Below are 17,279 nucleotides of genomic sequence, written 5' to 3'. Positions count from 1 at the left end.
GTTAATACAGAACCATGTCTAAAAAAATTTCCATCACTATTCCCTCTAGTCAGGGGGAACAGACGTTTTACTTCGGCCGAAAAGCCGTCCTCATGTGCACCACTGCGATATTTTCAGTACCGCTACTGATTGGCGGAGCAGCGTACATGCACTTCGAGAGTAAACAAGAACTCGCACTGCAAGCGGGTGATGCCCAACAGTTGATTGAAACACTGATTGTTGAAAAAGAACAAACAGAATTTCTTTATGCTGAGCAAATAGAAACCAACCATTCGCTATCGCAGACACTGACAGAGAAAGAGGGCACGATTCAACTGCTTGGTAAACGTGTATTCGATGTGGAATCAGTACTCGGTCTTGCTGATGAAGAACTGCTTACCGATGATGTTTCTTTAGAAGAGCGCATTGATGCGGCTGCAGTCGATTCGGCGGTAAGAGCCACAATGTTCCGTTTGATTCCAAACGACAGCCCGATGGCTTATCAACGCATCTCTTCTTCTTATGGCAGCCGCACTAACCCTATTTCAGGTAAACGCCATGTACATACTGGTATCGATCTAACATGTAAACGTGGTGAAGATATTGTAGCGCCCGCAGATGGAGTCATTGAAACGGTACGTCCAAGTAAAAAAGGCTTCGGTAACTTTATTACTATGCGTCACTCGTTTGGTTTCATGAGTTCTTATGCGCACCTACAGAAGTTCAAAGTACGTAGCGGACAGTTTGTGAGTAAAGGTGATGTGATTGCTAGCTGTGGTAACTCAGGTAACTCAACAGGCCCACACTTGCATTATGAAGTACGCTTCCTTGGTCGTTCATTGAACCCTCAATACTTGATGGATTGGACACCTGAGAATTTCAACTACGTGTTCGAGAAAGAGAAGAAGGTTAAGTGGGGTCCACTGGTTCAACTGATTGATAATGTGGTTCGCTTGCAGATCAACCTGACTAACGTGCCTTACATTAGCTCAACCATCGATACCGTATCGAGTGAAGATAATAAGAAACCTATCACGACTAACTAGTTGTTAATTACTAAGACCTATTGGTTTGGCCTATGATGATCTAATTGCTTTTAGACTACTGTAGGCCAACTGCTTTTAATTCCTGAATTAGATAAAAAAGAGCGACCAAATGGTCGCTCTTTTTTATGATTTCAAACCGTACTTAGCCACGGTGAATCGAGTCATGCGCTTGTTTTAACAAGCTTTGACTCTCTTGCAAGAATTGTTGAGAGTAATCACCAAACCAATCGCTCACTTGGTTGAAGCTATCAACAAACTTGGCTTTATCTTTTCCGTCCAAGATCTCTAGAGCTTCTCCGAAACAGCTGTGGAAGCGTCGAATCATCTCAATGTTCTCATCTGAAGACAGAATGATGTCTCCGTACAAGTTCGGGTCTTGAGCAAACAGACGGCCAACCATCGCAATCTCAAGTCGGTAGATTGGCGAGCTTAGCTTCAGAAGCTGGTCGATATTCGGATTCTCTTTGCTTAGGTGTAGGCCGTAAGCAAAAGAGGTAAAGTGGCGCAGTGCTTGAATCAAGGTCATGCCATGATCATGCTCAGCAGCGTCCATTTGGCACAGGCTTGCGCCCCAAATGCCAAATTGATTCAGTAGCCATTGGTAGTTTTCAGAACCACGACCATCACTGTAAACAATCACTTGTTTCGCTAGGCTTGGTACATCAGGGCCAAACATTGGGTGCAAACCAACCACAGGGCCTTGGTGCATGTTCATCATTGCTTGTAGCGGTTTTGACTTAATTGATGTTAAATCACAAAGAATACAATCGCTTGGTAGGTTACCCAGCTTTGCAATTACACCTTCCGTTAGGTGAATTGGAACGGTAACTACCACAAGACCAGCGTTATCTAAAATCTCATCAGCTCTGTCCCAATCTTGGCTGCCAAGAATTTTCACTTCGTAGCCAGAAAGTTTGAACATACGGCCAAACAAGCCACCAAGTTGACCATTACCACCAACGATAACCACTGAACGTAATTCTGGATTAAGACACTTAAAGCCAGAATCTTTTTCACTGGCATAAGACTCACGCATAGTACGACGCAAAATATCTTCGATGAGCTGTGGTGGAACCCCTATTTTCTCGGCTTCTTGACGACGAGATGCCAGCATTGCCGCTTCGCGCTCTGGTACATAAATAGGTAAACCATGTTCACTTTTTACTTCACCGACTTTCTCTACTAGAGCCAATCGCTGAGCAAGTAAATCCAGCATTTGTTTATCGACAGCATCGATTTGGTCGCGTAATTCGTTCAGTTCAACGGCCATTTTATTCCTTACTAATCTATAAGCCCGTACTAACCCAGATTTTGCTAGTAACAGATCTTAAAATGCCCCAATTGATGAGGCACTTAAATTTAAAACTCTGACTAACCTTTCAAGCGGTTCTCTAAGAACGGGACTAATTCCGTATGTGCATGCTTCAATAGTGCCTCAGTTGATTCCCAATTGATACACGCGTCGGTGATAGAAACACCGTATTTCATCTCATTGAGAGGTATATCCGAAGATTGATTTCCTTCGTTAATATGGCTTTCAATCATAAGGCCGATAATCGACTTGTTACCTTCACGAATCTGGTGAATCACATCTTCTGCAACTAGAGGTTGGCGACGGAAATCTTTGCGAGAGTTAGCGTGGCTACAGTCGACCATTAGCGCCGCCTCTAAGCCAGATTTACCCAGCTCTTGCTCACATTCGTGTACTGATACTGAATCGTAGTTCGTCTGCTTACCACCACGTAAAATTACGTGACCATTTGGGTTACCTTGCGTTGTTAGTAGTGCAACCTGGCCTTCACGGCTGATACCCATGAAACGGTGGCTAGAAGAAGCAGCTTGCATTGCATTGATTGCAGTGCCTAGGTTGCCATCAGTACCGTTTTTAAAACCGATTGGCATTGAGAGGCCACTAGCCATCTCACGGTGAGTTTGTGATTCTGTCGTACGCGCACCGATAGCTGCCCAGCTGAACGTGTCTGCGAGGTATTGCGGGCTGATTGGATCGAGTGCTTCTGTTGCGAGTGGAATTTCCATCTCAGCAAGTTCAACCAGTAGCTCACGACCAACATGCAGACCGTGCTCAATATCGAAAGTACCATCTAGATGAGGGTCATTGATCAAGCCTTTCCAGCCAACAGTAGTACGAGGCTTTTCAAAGTAAACACGCATTACAATATACAGTTGATCGCTCAGTTCTTCAGAAAGTGCTTTTAGGCGTTTCGCGTACTCTTTTGCAGCTTCAATGTCATGGATAGAACATGGGCCACATACAACAAGCATGCGATGATCTTTCTTATGAATGATGTTTGCGATAGTTTGACGAGACTCTTGAATGAAACGACGAGCATTATCACTCAAAGGCAGTTTTGCTTTTAACTCTTCAGGAGTAATCAGTACCTGTTCGTCGATGATATTGACATTGCTTAATTCACTTTTCTGCATAACTTAACCTGTATATTTATTTTTACACCCAACATTTCCATTTGGGCTAACAATCTTTAAAAACACAATAACAGCTACAAAAACGATTGCAAGTGTAAACAATAAAAAACATTTAATGTAAATTTAACTTTACACCATTATTTTACCTCGTTCAGGCTATCAAATAGCTCTAAACCACGCCCTACACATACAAAAAAGGCGATATTTATCATATCGCCCTATCTAAAATTATTATGTGTTGATTTATCACCCAGCGTTTAACATTCGCTTAATTTGCTCTGAGGCCTCTTTCCATCGACTATCCGAGTGAAGCGTCGGTAAATCAAAACTGCGTTTTTTAAGCAATGAGTTGGCTAAAGACACCTCTTGAATTGTTAAGTGATCAAGAGCCTCAATTTGGGCATCTCGTTTATTACACATCAACACCATGTCACACCCCGCATTCAAAGCTGCTTTCGCTCTGTCTGCTGGTCCACCCATAATCGCAGCGCCTTCCATCGTTAAGTCGTCAGAAAAAACTAAGCCTTTGAACCCAAGCTGCTGCTTCAATACCTTCTGCAGCCAATACTGTGAACCGCTCGCAGGTTGATCATCATAGTGGGAGAAAACCACGTGAGCTGGCATCATGGCATCCAATATTCCAGCTTCAATTTGCGCCCTGAAGATTGCCATATCGGTTTCAAAGATATCGTCTCTAGGGTCATATGGCGTCTCTAAGTGTGAGTCAGCAATCACGCCACCATGTCCAGGGAAGTGCTTTCCTGTTGTCGCCATGCCAACCGACTTCATACCTTTGATGAAAGCACTACTGTGGCGAACGATGGTATCAATATCTTCACCAAATGCTCGATTTCCAATTGCTTTACAATCATGGCCTTTATCTAATACTGGCGCAAAGCTCAGGTCGATATCATGAGCAACCAGTTCCGCCGCCATCAACCAGCCCGCCTGTTCTGCTAGCTGCTCACCATTATTCTTTGTAGCGAACTCCTGCGCCGCAGGGATAATTGAAAAGCCGTCACGAAAACGCTGAACTCGGCCACCTTCTTGGTCAACACCGATTAAAATAGGACGTTTTGCTACCTTGCGAATCTCTTTATTTAGCGCCGACAGCTGTTTGCTATCGTGGTAGTTTCTAGCAAATAGGATGAGACCACCAACGGTTGGGTGCTCTAAAATCTCTCTGTCTTCAGCGGTCAGTTCATAGCCTGCAACATCAACCCACAACGGTCCCATATTTATCCCTTATTAAACCTAATTTCATAAACTTCCCGAGGTTATTCTCTTTAAATTTGCTTTACAATGTTTTTAAACCAATCTGTGGAAGACTTTAGGAATGCAGCGCAAGAGCTTAGGAATGGATCATAAAGAACTGTATATCGGGGTGATGTCGGGGACGAGTATGGACGGCGTTGATACGGCATTAGTGTCGATAGAAGGTACTCGTATCACATTGCTCGCACATGATGAGTTCCCCATGCCTGATGATCTTAAAGCACGTCTTCTTGAGGTGTGTATTGGCCAGAAAACGGATTTAATTAACATTGGTGAGCTAGACCACAAGCTTGGCCATCTGTTTGCTGATGCGGTTCTGCAACTTCTCGACAAGTCAGACACACCTGTATCTTCTGTGACTGCGATTGGTAATCATGGCCAAACAGTATTCCACCAGCCAACTGGTGATTCGCCATTTACCATGCAGCTGGGTGATGCCAACATCATTGCCGCTAAAACGCAGATTCAAACGGTTGCCGATTTCAGACGTAAAGACATGGCATTAGGCGGACAAGGCGCACCATTAGTCCCCGCCTTCCACCATACGATCTTTCACCCGCAAGAGAGCTCGGTTGTCGTCTTGAATATTGGTGGTATCTCGAATATTTCAGTGCTGCGCCCGAATCAGCCAACACTTGGTTATGATACTGGCCCAGGGAATATGTTGATGGACGCTTGGGCAGATAAACATACAGGTGAGAAGTTTGATCGAGATGCGCAATTCGCGCTTAAAGGCCAACTCAATCAAGCTTTACTCGAACAGCTGTTAAATGAGCCATATCTATCTCAAATACCACCGAAAAGTACAGGTAGAGAACTGTTCAACCTGCCTTGGCTAGAGCAACGACTTACAGAGTTTAAAGACCTTTCAACAGAAGATGTTCAGCGCACGCTTTGTGAATACACGGCATTGACGATAGTAAATGAAGTGGAGACTTATCGCTTGGGCAACCAACCTGCACTCTATGTGTGTGGCGGCGGTACGAGAAATCCATTGTTGATGAAAAGGTTGGCTGAGCTGCTTCCTAACTGGGAAGTAGAGTCGACCACCGTTAAAGGGGTTGATGCCGATTACATGGAAGCCATGGCCTTCGCATGGCTTGCTCAGCGTCATGTTCATCAACTGCCAAGCAATTTACCCGAAGTGACTGGCGCAAGCAGGGCCGCCTCTCTAGGCGTTCTTTATCGTGCTGACTAAACAATTTTAGAACCATCATTTAAGGATCATTATGAGTAACGACGCTCTCATATCAGCGCTCTCGCACCTCGTTTCGGAGGGGAGAAACCCTGACACTATGGATATTGATCTGCTCACCTCTCTCGAAGTGGTTGAAAAGATTAACCAACAAGACAAACAAGTGCCCTTGGCAATCGAAGCGGAACTGGCACAGATAGCTAAAGCGGTAGATAAAATTGCTCATGCCTTTCAACACGGTGGTCGATTGATTTATATGGGCGCTGGTACCAGTGGTCGATTAGGTGTGTTAGACGCCTCAGAATGCCCACCGACTTTCGGTGTTTCAGACAAGATGGTTATCGGCCTAATTGCAGGCGGACCAGAAGCGATTTTAAAAGCCAAAGAAGGTGCGGAAGATTCGCTGACCTTAGGTATTGAAGACCTAAAAGCAATTCAGTTTTCAGAAAAGGATGTTGTGGTGGGCATTGCAGCCAGTGGTCGTACACCTTACGTGATTGGTGCACTCAATTACGCTAATCAGCTTGGCGCAGTGACCATTGCGCTATCTTGTAATCCAGATTCACCGATAGCTGAGATCGCTCAGATCGCAATTAGCCCAGTGGTTGGCCCAGAAGCATTAACGGGATCAACACGACTCAAGTCCGGTACAGCGCAAAAGCTGGTACTTAACATGCTGACCACCGCGAGCATGATTCGTATAGGTAAGAGCTACCAAAATCTGATGGTCGACGTAAAAGCAACCAATGAAAAGCTGGTTGCCCGCGCTGCTCGTATCGTGATCCAAGCAACAGAGTGTGATAAAGCACTGGCAGTGTCGACACTTAAAACGACTGATTACGATGTGAAATTATCGATTTTGATGATTCTAACAGGACTAGATTTAGAATTGGCCAAGGCACAGCTTGATAAGCAAAACGGCTTTTTAAGAAAAGCGGTAGAGAATAACCAGTAACCTAAACTCTGCTGTTGAGTGTTACTCCGGCTACCGACAAAAAGACCAGTACACACACGGTACTGGTCTTTTTATTATCTATTTTTTAGCACTACTAGCTTAACTTAATAGTCGTTTGAGAACTCATCCCACCCGCGTTGCCATTCCATACGGAAACGTTGCGCGTCTTCCGTACCAGAACAGACACCTTCATAAACCTGACCAGATAAACCGATCTGATAAGCGTGGTTCGGATTACAATATTCAGTCACACCTAGGTGATAACCTTCGGTGTAACTCGCTTGATCTACTGCGCCAAGCTCAGTCATCTCTGAATACGAACGCTGAGTATGGCCTTTAATACCATCACGATAGCCAATCTCTTGCCAATTGCCTTCAGCCGCTAAGTCTTGAACATTAGCGCTGCATCCTGCAAGGCTAAATGCCACGGCGAATAGTGCGATTATTTTTTTCATTTCAGTCCTTTATATTTACCTAACCACTTCCTGACGAAGCGTTGCCTTTGTGGTGATTCTCCGCTGAACACAGGGCGATGTCCACTTATGTCTATAATATACCGCTGATATCTATTGGTTACCGCTTAAAGCCGATAAAGCACCACTTAATAGAAGCTATAGGCTTTCCAACACAAGAAACCCACCGCTCTACAAACGTTTCGAACCACTCAATCAGTTATAACACCGCTAAATTGGCTATTCGACCACTCACTCTTGTAGCGGAAGTTTCTTATCATCGACTCCTTTAATATACACCCTGACTTAATTAATACATTCAGGGATAACAAATTATGATGTGGTTTCTTACCTGTGTTGCAGCACTCATTGGTGGCTACTTTATTTATGGTGCCTTTATCGAGAAGATTTTCGGTATCAATGAAAAGCGCCAAACACCTGCTCACACTAAGCAAGATGGCGTGGACTACGTTCCAATGTCGACACCAAAGGTTTACCTAGTTCAGCTGCTTAACATCGCAGGTGTAGGTCCAATCTTCGGCCCTATCATGGGTGCCCTATACGGCCCAGCAGCAATGCTATGGATCGTGCTAGGTTGTATCTTTGCGGGTGCAGTACACGACTACTTCTCAGGTATGTTATCAATCCGTAATGGTGGTGCTTCAGTTCCAACCATCACTGGACGTTACCTAGGCAATGGCGCAAAACACTTTATGAACATCTTTGCCATTGTTCTACTGCTTCTAGTTGGTGTGGTATTCGTTTCTGCTCCTGCAGGCATGATAACTAACCTAGTGAACGACCAAACTGATTTCGCGATGTCTGCAACAACCATGGTTGTTATCATTTTTGCTTACTACATCATCGCAACGATTGTCCCTGTCGATAAAATCATTGGTCGATTCTACCCACTGTTCGGCGCACTGCTTATCTTTATGTCTGTAGGTCTAATCACCGCAATTGGTCTATCTGACGAACACCAAATCATGGGTGGTTTTGAGATGAGCGACATGTTCACCAACATGAACCCGAATGACCTACCACTTTGGCCTGCCCTATTCATCACTATCGCATGTGGTGCTATCTCTGGCTTCCACGCAACCCAGTCTCCTTTGATGGCTCGTTGTATGGAAAACGAGAAGAACGGTCGCTTCGTATTCTACGGCGCAATGATTGGTGAAGGTATCATCGCTCTAATCTGGTGTGCACTTGCGCTATCGTTCTTCGGTTCAGTTGAGTCTCTATCTGACGCGATTGCAAATGGCGGCCCAGGTAACGTGGTATACAGCGCTTCATTTGGTCTATTAGGTGTGTTCGGCGGTATCCTTGCTTTCCTAGGCGTGGTTATCCTACCAATCACTTCTGGTGACACTGCGTTCCGTTCAAGCCGCCTTATCCTTGCTGAATACTTCAACATGGAGCAGAAAACGCTACGTAACCGCCTACTGATGGCTCTACCACTGTTCGTTATCGGCGGTATCCTGACTCAAGTAGATTTCGGTATCATCTGGCGCTACTTCGGTTTTGCTAACCAATCAACAGCAGTCATGATGCTATGGACAGCTTCGGCTTACCTACTTCGTCACAATAAACTGCACTGGGTAACAACGGTTCCTGCTATCTTCATGACGTCTGTGTGTATCACATTCATTTTGAACAACAGCCAGTTAGGCTTCGGTCTACCAATGCAAATCTCAACCATCATTGGTGTGGTGAGTGCATTCGGTATTGCGGCTTACGTTATTAAGATTTCAAAAGGCAAAGGCGATATCGACCTTGCTGATGAAGAAGAAAAAGAGGCAAAAGGCGTAACCAAAACAGCCTAGTTCTTTAAACTCTTTGCAAAAGGAACCTGTCTTCATAGAAAGGCAAAAGAACAGCCAAACACACTTCGCTTGCTCCCGTAATCACTCCGTGATTCGTGGAACCTAAGACTAAAGCCCGTCCACTGTGATGGGCTTTATTGTTTTCAGGCGTTAGTGCTTTCGACTCTGGGAAGCGAATATAACCCACTAACACGCAAGCAAAGCTACCGTTACCAAGCAATGAGCTTTACACTTAACAAGCGTCTCAATAGGTGAAAATATGGAACTCATTCTCTCTCTGCTGCAACAAACCTGTGTCTACTTAGTGATTGCTTACATGCTAAGTAAAACCCCACTGATTCTCCCTTTGTTGAGCATCTCATCTCGCTTAAGCCATAAGATCAGCTGCTACGTTCTGTTCTCCTTATTCTGTATTATGGGCACCTATTTCGGACTGCAGATCAATGATGCTATCGCCAACACGCGAGCGATGGGTGCGGTCATGGGCGGTTTGTTTGGTGGCCCGGTGGTTGGCTTTGCAGTGGGCTTTACTGGCGGAATACATCGCTATTCATTAGGTGGTTTTACTGACTTAGCTTGTGCTATCTCAACCACTGCAGAAGGCCTGATTGGTGGTTTGCTGCACGTTTACCTAGTCAGAAAGAACAAAGCCAGTCAGCTGTTTAATCCGCTGGTGGTGTTCTCTGTGACGCTGTTTGCAGAGATTATTCAGATGTTGATTCTGCTCGCAGTCGCTAAACCGTTTGAGCAGTCCTACGCTCTAGTTTCTGATATTGCCGCGCCAATGATCATTGCCAACTCAGTGGGCGCTGCACTGTTCATGAGCATCATTCAAGATAGGAAAACTATCTTCGAGAAGTACTCAGCGACCTTCTCTCGCCGCGCATTAACCATCGCCGAACGCTCCGTGGGTATTTTGCATGGCGGTTTTAATTCAGATAACGCGCAAAAAATTGTGCGTATCGTTTACGAAGAGACCAACGTAGGTGCGGTAGCAATCACTGATCGAGAAAAAATCCTCGCTTTCGTCGGCATTGGTGATGAACACCATATTCCAAATACCCCGATTTCATCGCAAAGCACACTTACATCGATGGAACAGAACGACATCATCTACCTGGATGGTAAAGAGAACCCATACCAATGCTCACTCTCACAGGATTGTAAGTTGGGGTCAGCGCTGATTATCCCACTGCGTGCCGGTAACGAAGTCGTCGGCACCATCAAATTGTATGAGCCAAAACTCAAGTTATTCTCAACCATCAACATGTCGATGGCAGAAGGTATCGCTCAACTATTGTCGAGCCAGATCCTGTTCAGCAACTATCAGCAACAGCAAACACTACTGACCCAAGCGGAAATCAAACTGCTGCATGCTCAAGTGAACCCACACTTCTTGTTTAATGCGCTTAATACGATTAGCGCCGTTACTCGCCGTGACCCAGATAAAGCACGAGAGCTCATTCAGCACTTGTCTCACTTCTTTAGAAGTAACCTAAAACAGAATATCAATACCGTGAAGCTCAAAGACGAGCTGGCACACGTCAATGCGTACCTCACCATTGAGAAGGCACGTTTCACTGACAGGTTAGAAGTGGAATGGGACATAGACCCACAGTTATACGAGTCTCAACTACCAAGCTTTACCCTACAACCACTGGTTGAGAACGCCATCAAACATGGAATTTCGAACATGTTGGAAGGTGGCACAGTGAAGATCTATAGCGAGGCTTTTGAAGGTGGATTCAAACTAATCGTCGAAGACAATGCTGGCAACTATCAGAAACCATCTAAAGATCATGTCGGATTAGGCATGGAAATTGTTGATAAACGACTCACTAATTTCTTTGGGCAAGATTCAGCACTAAAAATAGAATCTCAACCACAGCAATTTACTCGAATGAGCTTTATCATACCTATACTTAATTAATGGTACTTTCAGAGATGAATTACTCCGAGTTGAAACATTTAGAAGCAGACATTTAAAAGAAACGCGTGAATCAAGCAGGGATAGAACTAAGATGAAGATTGTAGGATGTTAAAAGCATTAGTTGTCGATGATGAGCTTTTTGCTCGCGAAGAGCTGATTGAACTACTGACCGAAACCGGAGAAGTGGAAGTCATCGGACAAGCGAGTAACGCGATAGAAGGACTTAAACAGATCAATTTACTCAAACCTGATGTGGTTTATTTGGATATCCAAATGCCTCAGGTCACCGGGATTGAACTGTTAAGCATGCTTGATCCAGACACCATGCCTTACGTAGTATTCGTCACTGCCTACGACCAATATGCGATTCAAGCATTTGAAGATAATGCGTTTGACTACCTACTTAAACCCGTTGAACCCTGTCGACTTAACAAGAGTGTTTCTAGGCTTAACAAGGTCATCAAGCAAAACCCCAAAGCACCTGAACAAAATATCTCCGCTATCGCTCCCTGCCATCTAGAACAAATTCCGTGTATTGGTCATAACCGCATTGTGATCATGGCTAGCCAAACAGTCGAGTGCGCTTATTCAGATATCAGTGGGGTTCATGTGCGTAGTTCATCACAAACAGCAACCTCGCAGTTAACCCTGAAGACCCTAGAAGAAAAGACCGATTTGATCCGCTGTCATCGACAATATTTGATCAACATAAAATCGATCCAAGAGATCAAGTTGCTAGAAAATGGATTAGCGGAGATCATCACACTGACAGGCTTTGAAGTCCCTGTTAGCCGCCGTTATCTAAAGACGTTAAAAGAGCAGCTCGGCCTCCAGTAAACATATTCCAAACCGAGATATAACGCGATCAAAAAAGCCAATGCATCAACGTTGGCTTTTTACTGTTTGAGAATCGATAGAGATTAGTCGACTTGTTTAATCTGTAGCTCTTTTGGTACTTCGAAGAACATGTTCTCTTCACGACCTTGAATCTCTTCAACATCGGTAGCACCTAGCTCGCGAATACGGTCTAAGATTTGGTTTACCAGTTCTTCAGGAGCAGAAGCACCAGCGGTTACACCGATCTTCTTCTTGCCTTCAACCCACTCAGTTTTGATGTCTTCTGGGCAGTCAGTTAGGTAACCTGGCGTGCCTAGCTTCTCAGCCAGCTCTTTTAGGCGGGTTGAGTTCGATGAGTTCTTAGAACCAACCACAATCACAACGTCGACATCATTCGCCATCTCACGCACAGCGTCTTGACGGTTTTGAGTCGCATAACAGATGTCATCTTTACGAGGACCTTGGATCTCTGGGAATACACGACGCAACTCTTCAATCACATCTGCCGTTTCATCAACTGACAAGGTAGTTTGGCTCACGTAGTGTAAGTTACTTGGCTCATTCACAACTAGGCTCTGTACGTCTTCTGGCTTCTCTACCAAGTACATACCACCTGTTTGGCTCGCGTACTGTCCCATCGTACCTTCAACTTCAGGGTGACCTGCGTGACCAATCAGTACCACTTCCATATGTTTGCGGCTCGCACGAGCAACCTCCATATGAACTTTAGTTACCAAAGGACACGTCGCATCAAATACCGTTAACTCACGCTCTTTCGCTTCTTTACGAACCGCTTGAGAGACGCCGTGAGCAGAGAAAATTACGATGTTGTCGTCTGGCACTTCACTCAGTTCTTCGACAAAAATAGCACCACGTTGCTTTAGCCCCTCAACAACAAAGCGGTTGTGTACCACTTCATGGCGAACATAGATCGGTGGCTGGTACATTTCGAGTGCGCGCTCTACGATGCTGATCGCACGATCAACACCGGCACAAAAGCCACGAGGGTTAGCTAACATTATCTTCATTTCATTGCTCATCATTTACCGCGGTACTAAGGTTGTTTCTATAGAGTTCGCTGTCAGCGAGGCTCGCATTCTACAGTGAAGCGCCTAGACAGTGAAGCTCTGGGTGACATCACAGCTGTAAGGCTATCTTATTCTAGCGTGAAGACAGCTATTCTACCGTTAAGATAATTATTCAACCGCTAAGATATTGACGTCAAACGTAACATCTTGGCCTGCAAGTGGGTGATTAAAATCAACCGTCACTGAATCGCCTGCAATCTCAGTGATAATACCTGGAATTTCCATACCGTCCGGGCCAGAAAATGCCATGATGGTGCCCACTTCAACTTCAGAGTCACCAACAAACTTAGCACGATCCATGTGGTGGATATGGTCTGGGTTCGGCATACCGAATGCATCTTCTGCTTTCAATTCGATAGACTTTTCAGTCCCCGTTTCAAGCCCAAGCAGACACTGCTCAAAGTTCTCACTTAGGCTGCCATCACCCATAACGAATTTCGCTGGTTTACCCATATTTTCCGTACTATCGGCAACTGAACCATCCTTCATTTTAATCGTAAAGTGAAGGGTTACTGCTGAATCATTTTTAATTGCTGCCACGTTACTTTCCTTAGACTGGATAATTATTATTTTGCAGATGCAGCATAAAAAAAAGCGCCGTCGGAATCAACCGACAGCGCTTAGGGCTATTCTATTCTGTGAGTCATAGACTGACTTTAAGCGGTCTATTCCAAAGGTCTTTTACTTAAAACTGATTCGCCTATTTGCTTTCATCTTTCTTGCGGAAACCATCGAGGATGATCATCGCAGCACCGATACAGATTCCCATATCCGCTAAGTTGAATGTAGGCCAGTGGTAAGTGCCCCAGTAAAAATCTAAGTAATCGACAACAAAGCCATGTACTACTCGGTCAAATACGTTACCAACAGCACCACCAATGATGATGGCGTAAGCAATGTTGTTCCACTTTTCTGTCGCAGGTAATTTACTCATCCAGTATGTCAGCATGCCTGTTACAGCAAAAGCAATACCGGTAAATAACCAACGCTGCCAACCACTTTGGTCGTTCAAGAAGCTGAATGCGGCGCCGTAGTTATGAACGTACAAAAAGTTAAAGAAAGGCAGCACCTCAATACGGTTTGCCCAGCCATAACCCATGCTGTCCATGACAAAGAGTTTAATGCCGATATCAGCAAGGAAGACCAATAGAGCCAACCATAACCAACGTACGCCAGATTGTTTTAACGAAACTTCACTCATTTCTATTCCTAGTATTTACGAAGTTAGTATTCATTAGAGCTCACTTTAAGTGACCATAAATACCGAACTTGGCTAAACACATTTCCTTTAATTAAAAATAACCCCAGTTGATACTGGGGCTATGATTTTTACAAAAAGTTCAGTCTTTTCTGAGTCGTTATGCGAACTTACGCACTTCGCCTTCACCGTCGATGTTCGACACACAACGACCACAAACTTTCTCGTGACCTTCGATAGTGCCTACATCTGGAGTGTGGTGCCAGCAACGGTCACACTTCTCAGCTTCAGTCGCCGCAACTTCAACGAACAGACCTTCAACGTCTGTTGCTTGAGCCGCATCAGATTTCTCGCTCAGTGGCTTAACAACAGCTGCAGAAGTAATAAGTACGAAACGTAACTCATCTTCTAGCTTGTTGATCTTAGCCGCTAGTGCGTCGTCAGCGTATAGAGTCACTTCAGCTTGCAGTGCACCACCGATTGTTTTCTCTTTACGAGCATCTTCAAGAAGCTTATTCACTGCGCCACGAACAGACTGGATTTCTGCCCAGAATTCGTTGCTTAGCTCTTCGCCTTCAGCAAGACCAAATAGACCTTCGAACCACTCACCAGTGAACACGAACTTGTCGCGCTGACCAGGCATCTCGTTCCAGATTTCATCTGCAGTGAACGACATGATAGGTGCCATCCAACGAACTAGAGCTTCTACGATGTAGTAAAGCGCCGTTTGACAGCTACGTTGAGCATGGCTGCCCTGCTTCGCTGTGTACTGACGGTCTTTAATTACGTCTAGGTAGAAAGAACCCATTTCGATAGAACAGAACTGCATTAGACGCTGAGTTACACCGTGGGTGTTGTACTCGCCGTATGCTTTAACGATCTCTTCTTGTGCAGCTTGAGCACGGCCTACAGCCCAACGATCAAGTGCAACCATTTCTTCAGCTGGCACTAGGTCTGTTTCAGGGTTGAAACCGTTCAAGTTCGCTAAGAAGAAACGAGCGGTGTTACGAATACGACGGTAAGCATCAGCAGAACGCTTCAGGATTTCATCAGAAACCGCTACTTCACCAGTGTAGTCTGTAGAAGCAACCCATAGACGCAGGATGTCTGCACCTAGCTTGTTGGTTACGTCTTTAGGCGCAACAACGTTACCGATAGATTTAGACATCTTACGGCCGTTACCATCAACCACGAAACCGTGCGTTAGTACTTGCTTGTATGGTGCTTCGTCTTTCATCGCGATAGATGAAATTAGAGAAGACTGGAACCAGCCACGGTGTTGGTCTGAACCTTCAAGGTAAAGATCAGCACTGTTGCCGTTGTACTCTTCACGAGAATCAACAACAGAGAAGTGCGTAACACCAGAGTCGAACCATACGTCTAGCGTATCCATTACTTTTTCATACTTATCAGCGTCTTCTGCGCCCATAAGTTCAGCAGCGTCTACATCCCACCAAGCTTGAATGCCTTTCTCTTCAACTAGCTTCGCTACTTTTTCAATAAGCGCTGGGCTTTCTGGGTGAAGTTCTGCTGTTTCTTTGTGAACGAACAGAGCAATTGGCACACCCCAAGTACGTTGACGAGAGATACACCACTCTGGGCGACCTTCAACCATACCTTCGATACGGCTTTGGCCCCACTCAGGCAACCATTCAACACTCTTGATTGACTCTAGTGCTTTAGCACGTAGGCCCGCTTGATCCATAGAGATGAACCATTGTGGTGTTGCACGGAAGATGATTGGAGTTTTGTGTCTCCAACAGTGTGGGTAGCTGTGCTCGTAAGCGTGGTGATGCAGAAGTGCACCTTTCTCTTTAAGAACTTCTAAAACAGAGTCGTTCGCTTTGAATACATGCTGACCGGCAAATAGCTCTGTATCAGGCAGGTAAACGCCGTTTGAACCAACTGGGTTAGCGATTTCTAGATCGTATTTCTTACCAACCACGAAATCCTCTTGACCGTGACCAGGTGCTGTGTGAACCACACCAGTACCAGAATCCGTTGTAACGTGGTCACCAAGAACGGCAGGAACAGTAAAGTCGTAGAACGGGTGATTGAACAGAGAAAGCTCAAGATCAGCACCGGTAGCAAAACCAAGGTTGTGGAAGTGCTCGATACCTGCACGATCCATTACGTCTTTTGCTAGATCAGAAGCAACAACGATACGTTGAGCTGGCTGTTCGTCGTTAGCTTCAACTTGGATAAGCACGTATTCAAGATCATCACGTAGACATACTGCGCGGTTAGCTGGCAGAGTCCATGGTGTTGTCGTCCAGATAACGATAGAAATTTCGCCTTGACCCGCGTGACCTTCAGCTAGAGTAAATTTATCTAGTAGAGCCGCTTCGTCAGCTGCAGTAAATTTCACATCGATAGATGGAGAAACTTTATCTTTGTATTCAACTTCAGCTTCAGCCAGAGCAGAACCACAGTCAGTACACCAGTGAACGGGTTTGAAACCTTTCAAAAGGTGGCCTTTGTCTGCGATTTTGCCTAAAGAACGAATGATGTTCGCTTCAGTGCCAAAATCCATAGTGCGGTAAGGTTTGTCCCACTCGCCCATGATACCAAGACGTTTGAAGCTCTCTTTTTGACCTTCAACTTGACCCGCAGCGTACTTACGACACTCTTCACGGAATTCAGCAGCCGAAATCTTCTGACCAGGCTTACCTTTCTTCTTCTCAACCATTAGCTCGATTGGAAGACCGTGACAGTCCCAACCTGGGATGTACGGTGCATCAAAACCAGAAAGGGTCTTAGATTTGATAATAATGTCTTTAAGAATCTTATTCAGCGCGTGGCCAATGTGAATGTCGCCGTTCGCGTATGGAGGGCCATCATGCAGTACGAAAGATTTTTTACCTTTCTTTGCCTTACGGATTTCGCCGTAAAGATCTTCTTTGTACCAACGCTTCAGCATTTCTGGCTCACGATTTGCCAGATTGCCGCGCATTGGGAACCCTGTTTCTGGTAAGTTCAGGGTATCTTTATAATCACTCATCGATTCTTAATTCCGTTATATTGGGCGAAGTTAGACATTATGTTAATCGGTG

At 45.1% G+C, this 17,279-nt stretch carries 14 protein-coding genes; 6 read left to right on the top strand and 8 right to left on the bottom strand.

Translation table 11 applies throughout. From position 1 onward, the window contains the following. Positions 1-14: 14 nt before the first annotated feature. A complete protein-coding gene (locus OCV56_RS02805; protein WP_086712458.1) occupies positions 15-1,025 on the top strand; it encodes a M23 family metallopeptidase in 1,011 nt (336 codons plus the stop codon). 142 nt (positions 1,026-1,167) lie between these two features. On the opposite strand, the gene tyrA is transcribed toward OCV56_RS02805, so the two are convergent. The 3 genes from tyrA to nagZ form a co-directional block, all read right to left on the bottom strand. Next, positions 1,168-2,295, bottom strand: coding sequence for a bifunctional chorismate mutase/prephenate dehydrogenase (tyrA, locus tag OCV56_RS02800; protein WP_086712457.1), 1,128 nt, complete (start codon positions 2,293-2,295; stop codon positions 1,168-1,170). Between the two features lie 101 nt (positions 2,296-2,396). After that, positions 2,397-3,470, bottom strand: coding sequence for a 3-deoxy-7-phosphoheptulonate synthase (locus OCV56_RS02795; protein ID WP_086712456.1), 1,074 nt, complete (start codon positions 3,468-3,470; stop codon positions 2,397-2,399). Between the two features lie 246 nt (positions 3,471-3,716). After that, positions 3,717-4,706, bottom strand: coding sequence for a beta-N-acetylhexosaminidase (nagZ, locus tag OCV56_RS02790; protein WP_086712455.1), 990 nt, complete (start codon positions 4,704-4,706; stop codon positions 3,717-3,719). A gap of 121 nt (positions 4,707-4,827) precedes the next feature. On the opposite strand from nagZ, the gene OCV56_RS02785 reads away from it, so the two are divergent. Then, positions 4,828-5,943: an anhydro-N-acetylmuramic acid kinase gene (locus OCV56_RS02785; protein WP_086712454.1), complete on the top strand. Its 1,116-nt coding sequence runs from the start codon at positions 4,828-4,830 to the stop codon at positions 5,941-5,943. 31 nt (positions 5,944-5,974) lie between these two features. After that, the gene (murQ, locus tag OCV56_RS02780; RefSeq protein WP_086712453.1) at positions 5,975-6,895 is read left to right on the top strand and encodes an N-acetylmuramic acid 6-phosphate etherase; all 921 of its coding nucleotides are present in this window, start codon (positions 5,975-5,977) and stop codon (positions 6,893-6,895) included. A gap of 104 nt (positions 6,896-6,999) precedes the next feature. Here the strand turns inward: murQ and OCV56_RS02775 are convergent, their stop codons facing one another. Then, positions 7,000-7,350 (bottom strand): DUF2799 domain-containing protein, encoded by a 351-nt coding sequence (locus tag OCV56_RS02775; RefSeq protein WP_017098352.1) that lies wholly within the window; start codon positions 7,348-7,350, stop codon positions 7,000-7,002. A gap of 332 nt (positions 7,351-7,682) precedes the next feature. Between OCV56_RS02775 and OCV56_RS02770 the strand changes: the two genes are divergently transcribed. The 3 genes from OCV56_RS02770 to btsR all read left to right on the top strand — a co-directional run bounded on the left by OCV56_RS02770 (position 7,683) and on the right by btsR (position 11,940). Continuing rightward, entirely contained in the window at positions 7,683-9,173 is a 1,491-nt protein-coding gene (locus OCV56_RS02770) for a carbon starvation CstA family protein (protein ID WP_086712452.1), read from the top strand. Positions 9,174-9,432: 259 nt separating this feature from the next. Further along, positions 9,433-11,103, top strand: coding sequence for a sensor histidine kinase (locus OCV56_RS02765; protein ID WP_086712451.1), 1,671 nt, complete (start codon positions 9,433-9,435; stop codon positions 11,101-11,103). A gap of 105 nt (positions 11,104-11,208) precedes the next feature. After that, on the top strand, positions 11,209-11,940 hold the full coding sequence (gene btsR, locus OCV56_RS02760) for a two-component system response regulator BtsR (RefSeq protein ID WP_086712450.1): 732 nt from the start codon (positions 11,209-11,211) through the stop codon (positions 11,938-11,940). Between the two features lie 83 nt (positions 11,941-12,023). Here the strand turns inward: btsR and ispH are convergent, their stop codons facing one another. The 4 genes from ispH to ileS all read right to left on the bottom strand — a co-directional run bounded on the left by ispH (position 12,024) and on the right by ileS (position 17,227). Further along, a complete protein-coding gene (gene ispH, locus OCV56_RS02755; RefSeq protein ID WP_086712469.1) occupies positions 12,024-12,980 on the bottom strand; it encodes a 4-hydroxy-3-methylbut-2-enyl diphosphate reductase in 957 nt (318 codons plus the stop codon). Between the two features lie 156 nt (positions 12,981-13,136). Continuing rightward, complete coding sequence (fkpB, locus tag OCV56_RS02750; RefSeq protein WP_086712449.1) at positions 13,137-13,568, bottom strand: FKBP-type peptidyl-prolyl cis-trans isomerase; 432 nt, start codon at positions 13,566-13,568, stop codon at positions 13,137-13,139. 160 nt (positions 13,569-13,728) lie between these two features. Beyond that, positions 13,729-14,229: a signal peptidase II gene (gene lspA / locus OCV56_RS02745; RefSeq protein WP_086712448.1), complete on the bottom strand. Its 501-nt coding sequence runs from the start codon at positions 14,227-14,229 to the stop codon at positions 13,729-13,731. Positions 14,230-14,386: 157 nt separating this feature from the next. Then, the gene (gene ileS, locus OCV56_RS02740) at positions 14,387-17,227 is read right to left on the bottom strand and encodes an isoleucine--tRNA ligase (protein WP_086712447.1); all 2,841 of its coding nucleotides are present in this window, start codon (positions 17,225-17,227) and stop codon (positions 14,387-14,389) included. Positions 17,228-17,279: the final 52 nt, after the last annotated feature.

Source organism: Vibrio gigantis (assembly GCF_024347515.1).
Taxonomy (GTDB): Bacteria; Pseudomonadota; Gammaproteobacteria; order Enterobacterales; family Vibrionaceae; genus Vibrio; species Vibrio gigantis.
Note: the sequence above shows the minus strand (reverse complement) of the source record. Positions and strands in the feature narration are given on the sequence as shown.